The 15240-nt window shown below is 72.3% G+C and carries 15 protein-coding genes and 7 tRNA genes; 12 read left to right on the top strand and 10 right to left on the bottom strand.

The annotated features are described in order from the left end of the window. Positions 1-25: 25 nt before the first annotated feature. The 5 genes from ACWDBB_RS12400 to ACWDBB_RS12380 all read right to left on the bottom strand — a co-directional run bounded on the left by ACWDBB_RS12400 (position 26) and on the right by ACWDBB_RS12380 (position 547). Positions 26-97, bottom strand: a tRNA-Val gene (locus ACWDBB_RS12400). Positions 98-141: 44 nt separating this feature from the next. After that, a tRNA-Val gene (locus ACWDBB_RS12395) sits at positions 142-213 on the bottom strand. A gap of 41 nt (positions 214-254) precedes the next feature. Then, positions 255-326, bottom strand: a tRNA-Val gene (locus tag ACWDBB_RS12390). Positions 327-360: 34 nt separating this feature from the next. Further along, positions 361-434, bottom strand: a tRNA-Cys gene (locus tag ACWDBB_RS12385). A gap of 40 nt (positions 435-474) precedes the next feature. Continuing rightward, positions 475-547, bottom strand: a tRNA-Gly gene (locus ACWDBB_RS12380). A gap of 317 nt (positions 548-864) precedes the next feature. Here ACWDBB_RS12380 and ACWDBB_RS12375 point away from each other — a divergent pair. The 3 genes from ACWDBB_RS12375 (at position 865) to ACWDBB_RS12365 (ending at position 3732) form a co-directional block, all read left to right on the top strand. Next, positions 865-1962, top strand: coding sequence for a chorismate-binding protein (locus ACWDBB_RS12375; RefSeq protein ID WP_449789518.1), 1098 nt, complete (start codon positions 865-867; stop codon positions 1960-1962). Positions 1963-1987: 25 nt separating this feature from the next. Continuing rightward, complete coding sequence (locus ACWDBB_RS12370) at positions 1988-2818, top strand: aminotransferase class IV (protein ID WP_449789517.1); 831 nt, start codon at positions 1988-1990, stop codon at positions 2816-2818. A gap of 65 nt (positions 2819-2883) precedes the next feature. After that, a complete protein-coding gene (locus tag ACWDBB_RS12365) occupies positions 2884-3732 on the top strand; it encodes a GNAT family N-acetyltransferase (protein WP_449789516.1) in 849 nt (282 codons plus the stop codon). 12 nt (positions 3733-3744) lie between these two features. Here ACWDBB_RS12365 and ACWDBB_RS12360 read toward each other — a convergent pair whose 3' ends face one another. Beyond that, a complete protein-coding gene (locus ACWDBB_RS12360; RefSeq protein WP_449789515.1) occupies positions 3745-4245 on the bottom strand; it encodes a DsbA family protein in 501 nt (166 codons plus the stop codon). 110 nt (positions 4246-4355) lie between these two features. Between ACWDBB_RS12360 and ACWDBB_RS12355 the strand changes: the two genes are divergently transcribed. Further along, positions 4356-4823, top strand: coding sequence for a hypothetical protein (locus ACWDBB_RS12355; protein ID WP_449789514.1), 468 nt, complete (start codon positions 4356-4358; stop codon positions 4821-4823). Between the two features lie 17 nt (positions 4824-4840). Here the strand turns inward: ACWDBB_RS12355 and ACWDBB_RS12350 are convergent, their stop codons facing one another. Together ACWDBB_RS12350 and ACWDBB_RS12345 are read right to left on the bottom strand one after the other, a co-directional pair. Further along, a complete protein-coding gene (locus ACWDBB_RS12350; RefSeq protein ID WP_449789513.1) occupies positions 4841-5410 on the bottom strand; it encodes a CGNR zinc finger domain-containing protein in 570 nt (189 codons plus the stop codon). Positions 5411-5838: 428 nt separating this feature from the next. Further along, complete coding sequence (locus tag ACWDBB_RS12345) at positions 5839-6252, bottom strand: SsgA family sporulation/cell division regulator (protein WP_030056266.1); 414 nt, start codon at positions 6250-6252, stop codon at positions 5839-5841. 195 nt (positions 6253-6447) lie between these two features. Here ACWDBB_RS12345 and ACWDBB_RS12340 point away from each other — a divergent pair, with 195 nt between their 5' ends. From ACWDBB_RS12340 to ACWDBB_RS12330, 3 genes are all read left to right on the top strand, one after another. Beyond that, positions 6448-6906: a TIGR02611 family protein gene (locus ACWDBB_RS12340; RefSeq protein WP_449789512.1), complete on the top strand. Its 459-nt coding sequence runs from the start codon at positions 6448-6450 to the stop codon at positions 6904-6906. Positions 6907-6984: 78 nt separating this feature from the next. Then, positions 6985-7056: transfer RNA gene (locus ACWDBB_RS12335), tRNA-Val, on the top strand. A gap of 207 nt (positions 7057-7263) precedes the next feature. Continuing rightward, a tRNA-Val gene (locus ACWDBB_RS12330) sits at positions 7264-7335 on the top strand. An 80-nt stretch (positions 7336-7415) separates the two neighbouring features. Here ACWDBB_RS12330 and ACWDBB_RS12325 read toward each other — a convergent pair. Further along, on the bottom strand, positions 7416-8180 hold the full coding sequence (locus tag ACWDBB_RS12325) for an exonuclease domain-containing protein (RefSeq protein ID WP_449789511.1): 765 nt from the start codon (positions 8178-8180) through the stop codon (positions 7416-7418). 165 nt (positions 8181-8345) lie between these two features. On the opposite strand from ACWDBB_RS12325, the gene ACWDBB_RS12320 reads away from it, so the two are divergent. From ACWDBB_RS12320 to ACWDBB_RS12305, 4 genes are all read left to right on the top strand, one after another. Beyond that, positions 8346-8906 carry a DUF4365 domain-containing protein gene (locus ACWDBB_RS12320; RefSeq protein ID WP_449789510.1) on the top strand — a complete coding sequence of 187 codons (561 nt, stop codon included), beginning with the start codon at positions 8346-8348 and terminating at the stop codon, positions 8904-8906. A gap of 32 nt (positions 8907-8938) precedes the next feature. Further along, on the top strand, positions 8939-10102 hold the full coding sequence (locus ACWDBB_RS12315; protein WP_449789509.1) for a hypothetical protein: 1164 nt from the start codon (positions 8939-8941) through the stop codon (positions 10100-10102). Between the two features lie 88 nt (positions 10103-10190). Continuing rightward, entirely contained in the window at positions 10191-12170 is a 1980-nt protein-coding gene (gene thrS, locus ACWDBB_RS12310) for a threonine--tRNA ligase (RefSeq protein ID WP_449789508.1), read from the top strand. A gap of 146 nt (positions 12171-12316) precedes the next feature. Further along, on the top strand, positions 12317-12877 hold the full coding sequence (locus ACWDBB_RS12305; protein ID WP_097238679.1) for an HIT family protein: 561 nt from the start codon (positions 12317-12319) through the stop codon (positions 12875-12877). Positions 12878-12948: 71 nt separating this feature from the next. On the opposite strand, the gene ACWDBB_RS12300 is transcribed toward ACWDBB_RS12305, so the two are convergent. Further along, positions 12949-14595 (bottom strand): hypothetical protein, encoded by a 1647-nt coding sequence (locus ACWDBB_RS12300; RefSeq protein ID WP_449789507.1) that lies wholly within the window; start codon positions 14593-14595, stop codon positions 12949-12951. A 194-nt stretch (positions 14596-14789) separates the two neighbouring features. Between ACWDBB_RS12300 and ACWDBB_RS12295 the strand changes: the two genes are divergently transcribed. Continuing rightward, positions 14790-15215 carry a thiol-disulfide oxidoreductase DCC family protein gene (locus ACWDBB_RS12295; RefSeq protein WP_449789506.1) on the top strand — a complete coding sequence of 142 codons (426 nt, stop codon included), beginning with the start codon at positions 14790-14792 and terminating at the stop codon, positions 15213-15215. The last annotated feature ends 25 nt before the right edge of the window (positions 15216-15240 follow it).

Here is a 15240-nt window from a genome sequence, read left to right as displayed (position 1 = left end):
GCAGCAGACCCCGATGGGTCCGACGTGCGCGATACTGGGATTGAACCAGTGACCCCTACCGTGTCAAGGTAGTGCTCTCCCGCTGAGCTAATCGCGCCTGATGTGGCGGTGTTGCAGCAGACCCTGAAGGGCCCGTTACTGTGCGCGATACTGGGATTGAACCAGTGACCCCTACCGTGTCAAGGTAGTGCTCTCCCGCTGAGCTAATCGCGCCTGGTATGGCGGTGTTGCAGCAGACCCCGATGGGTCCGACGTGCGCGATACTGGGATTGAACCAGTGACCCCTACCGTGTCAAGGTAGTGCTCTCCCGCTGAGCTAATCGCGCGGGGAGGTCCCCCGGTGGAACCGGGGGAACCTCTTGGAGGTGGAGACGGGATTTGAACCCGTGTACACGGCTTTGCAGGCCGTTGCCTCGCCTCTCGGCCACTCCACCAGGCAACACATGAAGAACGATCTTACACTGCTCTCCAACGAGCGGACGACGAGATTCGAACTCGCGACCCTCACCTTGGCAAGGTGATGCTCTACCAACTGAGCCACGTCCGCCTGTCTCCCAGGGCCTTCACCGCTTTTCTTCGGCTGCGCTCCCTGGCGACGTGTTGAACTCTAGCGGATTCCCGGGCCAGCTAAAAATCCGTTCCCGCAGCATGCCGAGGGGATGGTCGCGAGTGCCGTCCCGTCAGCCCTCCCGGCACGTCACCGGCCGCCACCTGCGGCGCTCCGGGACGATCATCCGCAGGTCACCCGGCGCACACCCGGGTGACGCACACGGGTGCTCGTGCGCGGGGCGCGAGCCGGTCCGGGCCCGCGCCCCCGACCTACACTTCAGGCACCGCCGCCCAGCACCACCGCGCAGGAGAACCGTGTCCGGCCACCCCGACCCCCGCACCCCGCTCGCCCGCTTCGGAGGCCGCCTGGCCACCGGACTGCGCGACGTCACCTCGGACCCGGCCGCCCTCGACTCCGCCGGCTACTGGGCCGTCGCCCACGACTTCGAGGGCCGGCTCACCTGCGCCCGCTTCGACGAGGTCCGCCCCGCCCCCGCCCCGCCCTCCGGTGCGGGCTGGCGCGGACCGCAGGCCGGCAGTTGGCACAGCTCCCTCGACCGCGCCGCCTACACCGCGGGCGTGCGCCGCATCCGCGAGCACATAGCCGCCGGCGAGGTCTACCAGGCCAACCTCTGCCGGGTGCTGTCCGCACCGCTGCCCGACCCGGACCGCAGTGACGTCGACGCCCTCACCGGACTCCTCGCCCACGGCAACCCCGCCCCCTACGCCGGCACCATCCGCCTGCCCGGTCACGGCGTCGAGATCGCCACCGCCTCGCCCGAGCTCTACCTGCGCCGCAACGGCCGCACCGTCTCCTCCGGCCCGATCAAGGGCACCGGCCGCACCGAGGACGACCTCCTCGACAAGGACCACGCCGAGAACGTGATGATCGTCGACCTGGTCCGCAACGACCTCGGCCGGGTCTGCGAGACCGGCAGCGTCACCGTCCCCGACCTCTGCGCCGTCGAGAAGCACCCCGGCCTGGTCCACCTGGTCTCCACCGTCGAGGGCACCCTGCGCGAAGGCGCCGGCTGGCCCGAGCTCCTCGCCGCCACCTTCCCGCCCGGCTCCGTCACCGGAGCTCCCAAGTCCAGCGCCCTGCGGATCATCGAAGCCCTGGAGACCGCCCCGCGCGGCCCCTACTGCGGCGCCGTCGGCTGGGTCGACGCGGACCGGGGCGAGGCCGAACTCGCGGTCGGCATCCGCACCTTCTGGATCGACCGGACGGACCCGGGCGCACCCGTCCTGCGCTTCGGTACCGGTGCCGGCATCACCTGGGGCTCCGACCCCGAGCGCGAATGGGCCGAAACCGAACTGAAGGCCGCCCGCCTGGTCGCGATAGCGTCGGGCAGCGAACCCGGAGCCGAGCCCGCAGCCGAGTCCGGTCGCGGATCCGAGTCGACCGGGGCCTGAGCCCGCACCGCCTAGGAGCAGCCCGATGCACAACCGCACCACGAGCTGGGTCAACGGCACGCTCGTCGACTCCGCCGACGCGGCCGTCTCCGTCCTCGATCACGGCCTCACCACCGGCGACGGCGTCTTCGAGACCATGAAGACGGTCGACGGCCGGGCCTTCGCGGTCACCCGCCACCTGGACCGGCTCACCCGCTCCGCCCGCGGCCTCGGCCTGGCCGACCCGGACCACGACCTGGTCCGCGAGGCCTGCACCCGGGTCCTCGCCGCCAACCCCGCACCGCTCGGCCGGCTGCGCATCACCTACACCGGCGGCAACGGCCCGCTCAGCTCCGAGCGCGGCACCACCGGTCCCACCATGGTCGTCGCCCTCAGCCCGATCACCCGCCGCCCCGACGAGACCGCCGTCACCGTCGTCCCCTGGCGCCGCAACGAGCACAGCGCCGTCGCCGGCCTCAAGACCACCTCGTACGCCGAGAACGTCGTCGCCCTGGCCGCCGCCCACCGCGCCGGCGCCTCCGAGGCCCTGTTCGCCAACACCGCCGGCCTGCTCTGCGAGGGCACCGGCTCCAACGTCTTCGTGGTCCTCGACGGCCGCCTGCTCACCCCCACCCTCGCCTCCGGCTGCCTGGCCGGCATCACCCGGCAACTCGTCATCGACTGGTGCGGCGCCGAGGAGGCCGACCTCCCGCTCGGCGCCCTCCGGAACGCCGAGGAGGTCTTCCTGACCTCCACCACCCGCGACGTCCAGGCCGTCACCCGCGTCGACGACCGCGAACTGCCCGGCACCGGCCCCGTCACCGCCAAGGCCATGGCCGTCTTCACCGAGCGCAGCGGCGACGACCTCGACCCGTGACCTCCGACCCGCGGAGCGCGCCGACCGGGTGGATAACCCTCCGCACAGGGGGAAGGGACCACCACATGACCACCACGCTGCGCCCCGAGGGCCCGGAGACACCCACCGCGGCCGGCGGCCGCACCAGACGCTGGCTGATCCTCTCCAACGGCCACCCGGTCGGCGCGCTGCGCACCACCGCCGATCCGCAGGGCGGTCAACTCTGGGGCCGGATATCCGAGTTGGAGATCACCGAGGGTCGCGGCCGGGGCCGGGGCACGTTCGGCGCCCTGGCCGCCGAGGAGGTGCTGCGCAACTGGGGCTGCACCCGGGTGGACGTCGGCGTCCCCGAGGCGGCCACGACGGCGCGCGGGCTCGCCGTCGCCCTCGGCTACACCGAGCGGGCCCTGAGCATGTCCAAGCGGCTGGTCACCGCCCCCGCGCTGCCCGCCGGGGTGAGCGCGCGCCCCTTCGACCCGGCCGACCTCGACGACTGGCTCGCCCGGTCGGCGGAGGGCTACCGCCGGTCGCTCGTCGGGTCCGGCCTCACCGAGGAGCAGGCCCGCGCCAGGACCGGCGGCGACGACCCGCCGAACCCCGTCCCGCAGGGCGTCGACACCCCGGGCGTCGTCCTGCGCAGGCTGTACGGTGCCGACGGCGGAGAGGGCCCGTACGGCTCGATCTGGGTGCAACTGCGGCTGCGCGACCTGCCGGACGGTGAACCGCTCGCCTGGGTGATGGGCGTCGAGGTGTCCCCGGACCACCGGGGCAGGGGGCACGGACGCACACTGATGCTGCTCGCCGAACGCGAGTGCCTGGCCGCCGGGGTGCACGACCTCGGCCTCAACGTCTTCACCCGCAACGAGGTCGCCGTCCGGCTCTACGACTCGCTCGGATACGCGGTCACCGAGCGCCTCTACGGCAAGCCGCTGTGACCTGACGTGTCGTCAGGACCCCTTCGCCGCCTCGATGACGGCCACGATCCGCTCGCGCAACCCGTCCTGGCTCTTGCCGCCGTCGAGGCGCTTCCCGCCGATCACGTACGTCGGCGTGCCGGTGACCCCGATCGCCTTGCCCTCGGCCTGGTCGGCGTCGACGGTCAGCATGTGCCGGCCGTCGACCAGCGCGGTGTCCACCTCCTCGACGTCCGCCCCGACCTCCCGGGCCACGTCCAGCAGCACCTGCTGCCCACGCGCGTCCAGCTCCGCGGTGCGGGCCAGCAGCGCCTCCACGAACGGCCAGCCCAGCCCCTGCGCGAACGCCTCCTCGGCCGCCTCCGCGGCGGCGTAGGCGTGCTTGTGCTTCTCCAGCGGGAAGTGCCGCACCTCCACGGGCAGCGCGTCGCCGTACTGCGCGCGCAGCGCCCGTACGTCATCCAGGGCGGTGTGGCAGTCCGGGCACTGGAGGTCGCACCAGAACTCGAGGCGGGGGAGGGAACCATCGATCATTGCCCCAGTGTTCCACTAGTGGGCGCCCGCTCCGGCCGGAGGTGCGCCCGGAGGCGGACCGAGAGGAAGGCACCGATGACCAGGACGACCGGACACGAAGGAGCGCTTCCGTGCTGAGTGCGGCGATCGGTTTCGTCCTCACCGCGGGCGGGGTGGCCTTCGCGGGGCTGCGGGCCTACCGGCGGCGCTTCCTGTCGGCGACCCGCTGGTTCGCGGTGGCCCTGCTGCCCGCCGGGCTCTACCTGACCGGCCTGTTCCCGCTGGCGAGCACGATCGCCGGGGAGTTCGCCGACTGGGCGGCCAAGCTGGTCTTCGACCCCCGGGTGTGGACGGGCATCGCGCTGCTCGGCCTCTCCGCGGTCCTGCTGGTCACCACCCGCTGGGTGGGCCGCCGGGGCGGCGCGGCGGCGGTGGAGGGCGCCCCGGAGCGCCCGGCCGCGGCCCGCCCGGCGCCCGAGCGCCAGGCGGTGGCGCCGACGCCGCCCGGGGCCCCGAAGAAGCAGGCCGCGGGCAAACGGGACGACGGTCTCGGCGACTTCGCCGACATCGAGGAGATCCTCCGCAAGCGCGGGATCTGAGCGGCGGGGCCGGCGGGTCAGGCGGAGGGGACGGCCTCCGCCGACCGCTGGCGCGCCCGGTACGCGGCGACGTGCAGCCGGTTGCCGCAGGTGCGGCTGTCGCAGTAGCGCCGCGAGCGGTTCCGGGAGAGGTCCACGAAGACCCGCGCGCAGTCCGGCGCCTCGCAGCGGCGCAGCCGCTCCCGCTCGCCCGCCACCAGGATGAAGGCCAGCGCCATGCCCAGCTCGGCCGCCAAGTGGTCGCCGAGCGCGGCGTGCGGTGCGAAGTAGTGGATGTGCCAGTCGTGGCCGTCGTGGTCGGTCAGCCGGGGCGTCGTGCCGGCGGCCGCGACGATCGAGTTGACCAGCTCGGCGGCCTCCGCGGTGGACTCCGTCGCGAACACCTCGCGCAGCCGGGTCCGCAGCTCGTGCACCCGCCGCAGGTCGTCCCCGGTCAGTGAGTCGATCTCGCTGATCTCCTGGCGGACCACGAAGGCGTCCAGTGCGGCGACGTCCGGCAGCCGCTCGGCGCCGCACACCTCGGGCGCGGTGTTGAGCAGCTCCACGAGGATGCTCAGCGCGCACTCGGTGTCATGGGTGATCAGCACGTTGGGGGCTCCTCGCGCAGGGGGACTCCGATACCCCGCGTCCGCGGTTACCCCAGACCATACCGGGCCCCGTGCCGGTGGGGCGGCTCCTTCTTTCGAATGCGTGTACGCAGTACGTCAAGGCCTACGAAACCGGGGCCGTCCGGGGCGGCGGGCCCCGGGCCGGGGTGCGCGGACCCCGGCGGGCGCGGCCGCCGGAACACGCCGACGCCCGGCGCCGGGGCCGGCCACCCGTGAGGATGACCGGCCCCGGCGCCGGGCGTCTGTGGTGCTGGGGACTGCTCCGGTGGGAGCAGAACCGTTTCACCGGCCCCGAGGCCGCGTCGTGCGCGGCTGAGTCCGCTGCCGTGCCCCCGAGTAGGACGGCTGCGATGGCGGCAGGGGCTGCGGCCCCGCCGACAGCGGGGCGTGACCGCCTCCGGACGGAGTCAGCTTTCGGCGAGGATGTGGGACAGCTCCCGGTCGAGGTCGAAGTGACGGTGTTCGGTGCCGGGGGGCACCGCGGCGTCCGTCCGCTTGAGGAACGACTCAAGCGCCCGGGCCGGGGCCTCCAGCAGGGCTTCTCCTTCCGGAGAGCTCAGGGCGATGCAGACCACCCCTTGCCCGTGGCTCCGCGACGGCCACACCCGGACGTCGCCGGTACCAGTGGGTCGGTGCAGCCCCTCCGCGAGGAGATCTCGGGCGAACACCCACTCCACGGTCTCGTCGGCGCCCGTGTGGAACGTGGCGTGCACGGCGTAGGGGTCGGCAGTGTCGTAGCGCAGGCCCGCTGGGACGGGCAGTGAGGACTCGCTGGACACGATGAGGCGCAGGTGCAGCTCGCAGCTGACCGTGGTGTTCATAAGCGCCATGGCCTTTCGCTCAGTGTGCGCTCGGGGAATCGCACGTCGGCGAACGGACCATCCCACCTCCAAGACCGATGTAAACCCCTCTGTCCCGATTCGGGCGCGAGTCGTACCCCTTACGGCGCATTGCGGAATCGCTCCGCAGCGGCCGGGTCGGGCAATACCCGGGCGCTACTTGGTTAGTTTCCTGGCATGACTGTGCGAAACGACAAGACCGGCGGGAACGCGAGAACGGGTGAAGCGGCCGAGGCTGTTGACGCGGCCGTCGACGGTGGGCGGGCGGTCGGTTCGAGGGCCCCGGCCTTCGTCCGCCGCTCGCCGGCGCTGCACCGGATCTGGCAGGTGGCGATCTTCCTGGCCGGCCTCGCGGTGGTGGTGCTCGGGCTGGTCATGCTGCCGCTGCCCGGCCCCGGCTGGCTGGTGATCTTCCTCGGCATGGGGATCTGGGCCACCGAGTTCGCCTGGGCCCAGCTGGCCCTGCGCTGGACCCGCCGCAAGGTCGCCGAGGCCGCCCAGCGGGCCATGGACCCCAGGGTGCGCCGCCGCAACCTGACGCTCACCGCGATCGGACTGGCCGCCCTCGTCGGGGTGGGCGGCTGGTACTTCGCCCGCTACGGCCTGGCCGTCCCCTGGCAGCTCGACGAGAGCTGACCTGCCCGGGCGCGGGGCCCGGGGCCGGGAGAGTGGTCGGAGCACCCTCCGGGATGCGGTAATGTTTTCCCTGCACCCGGGCGATTAGCTCAGCGGGAGAGCACTTCGTTCACACCGAAGGGGTCACTGGTTCGATCCCAGTATCGCCCACCGGAATGCATTGTGATACGTGAGGCCCAGCCGATTATCGGCTGGGCCTCACGTGTATTTCCGGAATCCGCCTGAAGGGCCGTCGGTAATCGGCTGAGGCTCAGTCATCTTCCGTGCGGAGCGCGAGTTCTCGGCGGTGTCGGTGCCACCCGGAAGGGCGAGTTGTACGACCGGCCCCGAATGGTGCTACAGTTCTTCTCGTTGCCCGGGCGATTAGCTCAGCGGGAGAGCACTTCGTTCACACCGAAGGGGTCACTGGTTCGATCCCAGTATCGCCCACCGGACAGCACGCAGGCCCTGACCAGGAAACCGGTCAGGGCCTGCGGCGCGTTCCGGGCCCCGGACTCCGGGGCCGCCCGCTAGGCCGCCGCCTCGCACCCGTGCTCCGGCTCCAGCCGGCGCCCACAGCCGCACCGGGCCGGCCGCAGCGGCCAGGACAGGTCCACCCGCTCCGGCGTCCCCGAGCGGTCGAACCAGTGCTGCAGCCCGCGCGCCTGCGCCGCGTGCCAGATCGCCTGCCGCAGGTGCAGCTCCGCCGCCGACAGCCCGCCCAGCGCCGCCGGGTAGCGGGCGCCTATCCGCCGGGTCAGCGCCAGCGCCGCCGTCGCGTCCGCCGCCGCGTCGTGCGCCCCGGCCAGCTCCACGCCGTAGTGGGCGCACAGGTCGGTCAGCGTCCGACGGCCCTTGCGGTAGCGGTCCACGTGCTTGTCCAGCACCCGGGGATCCAGCACCACCAGGCCCGCCGCGAGCCCGCCGGCCAGCGTCACCCCGTGATGGCGGCGCAGCTCCCGGTCCAGCAGCGTCAGGTCGTAGGGCGCGTTCATCACCACCACCGGGCGCCCGGCCCGCGCCTCGGCCGCCAACGCGCGGGTGACCTCCGCCACCACCGTGCCGGCCGGCCGACCGTGGGCGCGCACCTGCTCGTCGGTGATGCCGTGCACCGCGCGGGCGCCGTCCGGGATCGGAACCCCAGGATCGGCGAGCCAGGTCGTGGTCCGCGCCGGCGCCCCGGGCGCGAGCTGGACGACCAGGGCGGCCGAGACGATGCGGTCGTTCTCCACGTCCACGCCGGTCGTCTCGGTGTCGAAGGAGGCGAGCGGGCCGGTGTACCAGTGCTGCTGCATGACTGCCCCTCAGACGAGCGTTGCGCCCGGTTGATACCCGGCCCTGATGCCCCTTCAACCCGTTTGGCCCAAGCCCGGCCGGGGATCCTGCCCATGACCGTCCCGTTCGAATCGACTGCCCGTCCGGACCGGGACGGGCCCGGAACCGGGGGAGGCCACGGGGCGATGGCACCGACCCAGCCGCAGCCCGAGGAGACGGCGACGACGGCGGTACTGCGGGGGAACCTCGCCGTCACCGCCTGCATGGAGACCCTGCAGGTCGGCTATCTGCACGCGGTGGCCGCGGCGGCCGGCTGCTCGCTCTCCCAGCCCTTCCCGGACAACGGCATCGACTGGCACGTCAGCCACGGCTCCCGCGAGCACGAGGTGGACGACGAGGTCACCGTCAAGATCCAGCTCAAGGCCACCCAGCAGGTCGCGCCCGACCCGGCCGGGCCGTTCTTCAGCTTCACCCTGGACAACGACCACCTGCGCAAGCTCGCCCGGCCCCGGGTCGCGGTGCCGCGGATCCTGGTCGTGATGCTGCTGCCGCGCCGGGTCGACCACTGGCTGCGGGCCCGCCCGGACGCCCTGGAACTGCGGCACTGCTGCTACTGGGTCAACCTGGCCGGCCATCCCGTCACCGGGAAGCGGCGCACCAACGTCCGGCTGCCCACCGAGCGGGTCTTCGACGACCGCGCGCTCTGCGACATCATGGCCCGGGTCGGCGCGGGCGGCAGCCCGTGACGGCCCGGCCCCGGCAGGGAGGAACCGGACCCATGACACCGCCGTACGGACCGGGCGAACCGGCCCCGCTCCTGCCCGACCCGGCCACCGTCGACCCGAAGGTCCTGGCGACCCTGCTCGCCCGGCACGGCTGGGTCCGCCGCGGCGGACCGGCCGCCCGCTACGGACGCTGGACCCCGCCCGACGGCGAACCCGGCACCAGCCTGCTCGTCCCGGCCGGGGACGGCTTCGACGACGCCGTCGAGCTCCTCACCGACGCCGTCACCGCGCTCTCCCGCTCCCGCACCCCCTCCGCCCGCTCCATCCTGCTCGCCCTCGCCGTCCCCGGCGACGAACTGTGCTGGCACCGCGAACCGCCCGGCCCCGACGGGACCACCGCCTGGGGCGAGGCCGAGCGGCTCCGGCGGGCGGCCCGCGGCATGCTCGCCGCCGGCGCCAAGGCCGCCCGCGCCAGGGCCGGCTACTTCGGCGCCCGGCTGGACGGCCCCGCCGGGGACCTCCTGGACCGCGTCCTGCTGGTCGAACAGGGCGCCGCCCTCACCGCCCACACCCCCGCCCCCGAGGGCCGCGCCGCCGTCACCACCCTGGTCCGCGCCCTGGAGGCGCTGCGCGACGCCGTGGACTACCGCCGGGTCAGCGGCGGGCCCGAGGTCTTCGAGAACGCCGTCCGGTCCGGGGTCAGCCGGGAGCTCGTCCAGTCCGTCGAGGAGTTGGTGCGCGACTCGACGGCAGCCCGGCTCAGCGTCTCCTGGTCACCCGCCGCCGGAACGCCGGGCGGCTTCGGGGACCGCCGGATCGACCTCGACTTCTCACCCGGTGACCTGCCCGCCCTGGTGGAGGCCGCCGACCTGCTGGAACGGATCGAACCCGCCGTCGCCGTCACCGTGCTCGGCGTCGTCACCCGGCTCAAGCGCGCCGACCCCACGGGCCCCGGCTCGGTACGGCTGCGAGTGCTGGCAGGCGCCGACGTCCGCGAACTCAAGCTCCGCCTGCCCGACCCCGACTACCGGCTCGCCGCCGAGGCCCACCTCGCGGGCCTGCCCCTGCGGGTCTCCGGCCGGCTGGACCGGCACGGCGGCTTCCGCCGGCTGACCCGCCCGCACGGACTGGAACTCCGCGGCTGGGAGGAAGGGGACCGCGAGCGGCTGTTGAAAGCGCTCGGGGAGACGGCGGAGGGAGGGGGAGAAGGGGCGTAGGTGGACGGCAGGGGCGGCGCTCTCGGTACCATCGTCACGCGCAGCGCAGTGTTGCGTCCTCTGAAATCCAGCACGTCAGGAGAGACCGGTGACGGACGTCCGGGTAATCATCAGCCGCGAACCCGATCGGGAAGAGCGCGTGGTGACGACGGGCACCACGGCCGCCGAGCTCTTCGCCGACGACCGCTCGATCATCGCCGCCCGCGTCGGCGGCCAGCTCAAGGACCTCGCGTACGTCCTCCAGGACGGCGAGGAGGTCGAGCCGGTCGCGATCGACAGCAAGGACGGCCTCGACATCCTGCGCCACTCCACCGCGCACGTCATGGCCCAGGCCGTGCAGCAGCTCTACCCCGAGGCCAAGCTGGGCATCGGCCCGCCGGTCAAGGACGGCTTCTACTACGACTTCGACGTCGAGAAGCCCTTCCACCCCGATGACCTCAAGGCCATCGAGAAGCGCATGCAGGAGATCATCAAGCGCGGGCAGAAGTTCTCCCGCCGCGTGGTCACCGACGAGTCCGCCCGCGAGGAGCTGGCGGCCGAGCCGTACAAGCTCGAGCTGATCGGCCTCAAGGGTTCCGCCGCCACCGCCGGCGAGGGCGCCGACGTCGAGGTCGGCGCCGGCGAGCTCACCATCTACGACAACCTGGACGCCAAGAGCGGCGAGCAGTGCTGGGGAGACCTCTGCCGCGGCCCGCACCTGCCCAGCACCCGGCACATCCCGGCGTTCAAGCTGATGCGCAACGCGGCCGCCTACTGGCGCGGCAGCGAGAAGAACCCGATGCTCCAGCGCATCTACGGCACCGCCTGGCCGACCAAGGACGAGCTCAAGGCCCACCTCGACTTCCTCGTCGAGGCCGAGAAGCGCGACCACCGCAAGCTCGGCAACGAGCTCGACCTCTTCTCCATCCCCGAGGAGATCGGTTCCGGCCTCGCCGTCTTCCACCCCAAGGGCGGCATCATCCGCCGCGCGATGGAGGACTACTCGCGCAAGCGGCACGAGGAGGAGGGCTACGAGTTCGTCTACACCCCGCACGCCACCAAGGGGAAGCTCTTCGAGAAGAGCGGCCACCTCGACTGGTACGCGGACGGCATGTACCCGCCCATGCAGCTCGACGAGGGCGTGGACTACTACCTCAAGCCGATGAACTGCCCGATGCACAACCTGATCTTCGACGCGCGCGGCCGCTCGTACCGTGAACTGCCGCTGCGCCTCTTCGAGTTCGGGACGGTGTACCGCTACGAGAAGTCGGGTGTGGTGCACGGCCTGACCCGTGCCCGCGGGTTCACGCAGGACGACGCCCACATCTACTGCACCCGCGAGCAGATGGCGGACGAGCTCGACTCGACGCTGACCTTCGTGCTCAACCTGCTCCGCGACTACGGTCTGACCGACTTCTACCTGGAGCTGTCGACCAAGGACGAGGAGAAGTTCGTCGGGTCGGACGAGACCTGGGAGGAGGCCACCCGCGTCCTCGCCGCCGTGGCCGAGAAGCAGGGGCTGCCGCTGGTTCCGGACCCGGGCGGCGCGGCCTTCTACGGCCCGAAGATCTCGGTCCAGGCGCGCGACGCCATCGGCCGGACTTGGCAGATGTCGACGATTCAGTTGGATTTCAACCTGCCCGAGCGCTTCGACCTGGAGTACACAGCGGCGGACGGCTCGCGGCAGCGGCCGGTCATGATCCACCGGGCGCTGTTCGGTTCGATCGAGCGGTTCTTCGCGGTGCTGCTGGAGCACTACGCCGGCGCCATGCCGCCGTGGCTGGCCCCGGTCACCGTGACCGGCATCCCGATCACCGACGAGCACGTGCCGTACCTGCTGGAGGTCGCGGCGAAGCTCAAGAAGCACGGGATCCGGGTCGAGGTCGACACCTCGGACGACCGCATGCAGAAGAAGATCAGGAACGCGCAGCGTTCCAAGACGCCGTACATGCTGATCGCTGGTAATGACGACGTCGAGGCCGGTGCCGTCTCCTTCCGCTACCGCAACGGCGAGCAGAAGAACGGCGTGCCGGTCGACGAGGCGATCGCCGAGATCGTGGATTCGGTGGAGCGTCGCATCCAGGTGTGACCTAGGCCCCGCCTGGGCGGGGGTGACCCGGACGCGATCGGGCGGACGTGGCAGATGCGGACGTGGGCCCCGCCCGGGCGGGGATGCGCGGGGCAGGCTCTTGAAGAGTCTGCCCCGCGCGGCTTTGCAAGCACCGTCGGGCGAATATGCTGATCAGCATGACGACTGAGCCGGAACTGCAGCGGGGCGTCGGTGAGCCGGACGGCTTCCGCCGCCTGTGGACCCCCCATCGGATGGCGTACATCCAGGGTGAGAACAAGCCCACCGGCCCGGCTCCGGACGACGGTTGTCCGTTCTGCTCGATCCCGTCGCTGAGCGACGAGGACGGTCTGGTCATCGCCCGGGGGAGCGCCGTGTTCGCGGTGCTGAACCTGTACCCGTACAACGGCGGGCACCTGATGGTGGTCCCGTACCGCCACGTGGCCGACTACACCGACCTGGACGAGGCCGAGACGGCCGAGCTGGCGGACTTCACCAAGAAGGCGATGACGGCGCTGCGGGCGGCCTCCGGGGCGCACGGGTTCAACATCGGGATGAACCAGGGCGCTGCGGCCGGGGCCGGGATCGCGGCGCACCTGCACCAGCACGTGGTGCCGCGCTGGGGCGGGGACACCAACTTCATGCCGGTGGTCGGCCACACCAAGGTGCTGCCGCAGCTGCTGGCGGACACCCGGAAGATGCTGGCCGAGGTCTGGCCGCAGGGCTGAGCCCCGGCGACGCGTGCGAGAGGGCCCCACCGGGATGCTCGGTGGGGCCCTCTCGCGTGCTCGGCGCCGGGTCAGCCGGCGTTGAAGGTGTCCACGTCGTACGGGCGCGGGCTCTGCGCCTCGGACTTGATGATCGAGGTGCGGTTCTTGAAGAAGCGGTCGGCGTCCAGGTCGTGCTCCTCCAGGAACTCCAGCGTGGCCGCGTGGACGGCGGCGAGCACCGGGACGGAGGCGTTCTGGGCGTTGTCGACCATGGAGCGGTTCTCCCAGGCCCGGCCGACCCAGATGTGCCGCAGCCCGAAGGGCTCGGGCAGCCCGAGCCCGCCGCCGAGCCAGCCGAGCAGGCCGGGCATCCGGTAGAAGGGGGCGCGGACGGCCTGGCGGACGACCTCGTCGTTGTCGATCAGGGGGAGCTTGACGGTGCGCTCCTCCCAGAACTTCACGGTCTTGGCGACCGACTTCTCCTTGTCCTTGGGCTTGTCGAAGAAGACGCCCTTGACCGGACCGAGCGCGTAGCCGGACACCGTGATGTTGAGGACGTTGGCGAGCAGGGTGACGGTGACGGTGAAGGTGAGGACCAGCTTGCCGTCGTGGGTGATGAACTGGGTGGCGAGGTAGTGCCGGGGGCCGCCTGAGAAGGTCTGCTTGTCGGCGACGCTCTGCACGGCGAAGTCGCGCATCCGGTCGCCGTCCATGTCGGCGTTGCCGGGGCGGCTGATCTCGTCGGCGCCCTCGCCGATGTCGAAGACCACCCACTGCTTGATGGCGACGTTGGGCATGCCGCTGTTGGCGACGTGGCTGACGCCGAGGCCCTTGAGGTGGGAGGAGATCCGGCGGACCAGGTCCCAGGGGTGGAAGGCGCGGAAGTCGGCGTGGCCGTCGGCGGGGTGGAGGGTGTCGGCGAGGCGCCACTCGCCCCAGCGGCGGCCGGCACCGAGGATGCCCTTGGGGCCGGCGTAGTGGTGGATGTTGGTCTCCTGCTCGGCGTCCAGGCGGCCGAGCTTGTCGCGCAGGTCGGTGGCCTTCTTGTCGAGGTCGTCGCGGGGGACGGCCTTGGCGACGGAGGCGGCCACCACGCTGCCCTCGACCAGCGCCTGCCAGCGGGAGCGCAGGTCCTTGGCGGAGCGCTCGACGATCCGGCGGGCGAGGTACCAGCCGATGACCGGCGCGAGCATGGTGACGCGCAGGTAGATGCCGAGGTAGCCGGCGGCCGGTGGGCGCAGCAGGAGCAGGACGGCGAGGGCGGCGGTCGCGGCGAGCACGATGCCGCCGTAGACGGCCGCGTTCTTCGGGTTGTCCCGCTTGAGCCAGGCGCGGAGCTGGAAGGCGCCGAGCCAGATCAGGGTGCCGGGGAGGAAGAGCACGCCGGTGACGACGGAGACGGTGCTGAGCTGCCGGTCGCGGGTGTTGCGCAGTTCCTCGGCGGCCAGGCAGTGTTCGACGACCTGGCGGGTGTCGACTCCGAAGGCCGGGACGAGGGGTTTGCGGCCGCCGCCCAGGGCGCGGGAGATCAGCGCCTTGCTGAAGGCCTCGCCGAGGTTGGGGCGGAAGAGCGCGAAGCGGCCCTTCTTCTCCGTGGCGTCGGTGACGGCGCCGACGAAGGCGCCGACCTCGCCGTCGCGGTAGGCGGTCGAGGAGAGTCCCTGGGTGATGGCTGTCTGCGGGCCGGCGTCGGTCCGGGGTATCTGCGCACCCGGGGTCATGTCGAGTGTGGTCACGGTGGCGTCCCCTCCTCCCCTTGTCAGCGGCAGGTTACCGTGCCGTGGCACCCCCGCGCGGATGATCGTCTGAAGTGCCGTCACCGGAGGCCTGAGGGGCATGATGCCCAGCTTCGGGCGGGTCGATACCCGCCGGGGTGCCCCTGGTGGCGGTGGGGCAGGATGGACGGTGGAGCAAGGGAAGGGGAACGGCCGTGAAGGATCCGGTGCTGGTCTTCGACGGGGACTGTTCGTTCTGTTCGTCCTGCGTGCGCTGGGCGGAGCGGTACCTGCGGCAGACGCTGGCCTCGGGGGGCTGGGAGGCGGTGCCGTTCCAGTTCGCGGACCTGGCGGGGCTGGACGGGCTCGCCGGCGGCCGGGGCGAGGTGTCGGCCGAGCGGGCGGAGCGCGAGGTGCTCTGGGTGACGCCGACCGGTCGGGTGTACGGGGGCGCGCAGGCGGTTGCGCGGCTGCTGATGCGCTCCGGCGGGGCGTGGGCGTATCTGGGCGCCGTGTTGACGGCGGCGCCGGTGCGGCCGCTGGCGGGCCTGGCGTACCGCTGGGTGGCGCGCAACCGGCACCGGATGCCGGGGGGTACGGCGGCCTGCGCGCTGCCGGTCCGGAAGCCCGCCCAGCCGTAGGGCCGTCGGACCGCGGGGGCGGTCG

The organism is Kitasatospora sp. NPDC001095 (assembly GCF_053598615.1).
Note: the sequence above shows the minus strand (reverse complement) of the source record. Positions and strands in the feature narration are given on the sequence as shown.

Coding starts and splice junctions, on each gene's coding strand:
- ACWDBB_RS12325 (WP_449789511.1), bottom strand. CDS start 8,180: ATGCAGCAGCACTGGTACACCGGCCCGCTCGCCTCCTTCGACACCGAG.
- ACWDBB_RS12305 (WP_097238679.1), top strand. CDS start 12,317: ATGCTGATCAGCATGACGACTGAGCCGGAACTGCAGCGGGGCGTCGGT.
- ACWDBB_RS12370 (WP_449789517.1), top strand. CDS start 1,988: ATGCACAACCGCACCACGAGCTGGGTCAACGGCACGCTCGTCGACTCC.
- ACWDBB_RS12320 (WP_449789510.1), top strand. CDS start 8,346: ATGGCACCGACCCAGCCGCAGCCCGAGGAGACGGCGACGACGGCGGTA.
- ACWDBB_RS12340 (WP_449789512.1), top strand. CDS start 6,448: ATGACTGTGCGAAACGACAAGACCGGCGGGAACGCGAGAACGGGTGAA.
- ACWDBB_RS12315 (WP_449789509.1), top strand. CDS start 8,939: ATGACACCGCCGTACGGACCGGGCGAACCGGCCCCGCTCCTGCCCGAC.
- ACWDBB_RS12345 (WP_030056266.1), bottom strand. CDS start 6,252: ATGAACACCACGGTCAGCTGCGAGCTGCACCTGCGCCTCATCGTGTCC.
- ACWDBB_RS12360 (WP_449789515.1), bottom strand. CDS start 4,245: ATGATCGATGGTTCCCTCCCCCGCCTCGAGTTCTGGTGCGACCTCCAG.
- ACWDBB_RS12365 (WP_449789516.1), top strand. CDS start 2,884: ATGACCACCACGCTGCGCCCCGAGGGCCCGGAGACACCCACCGCGGCC.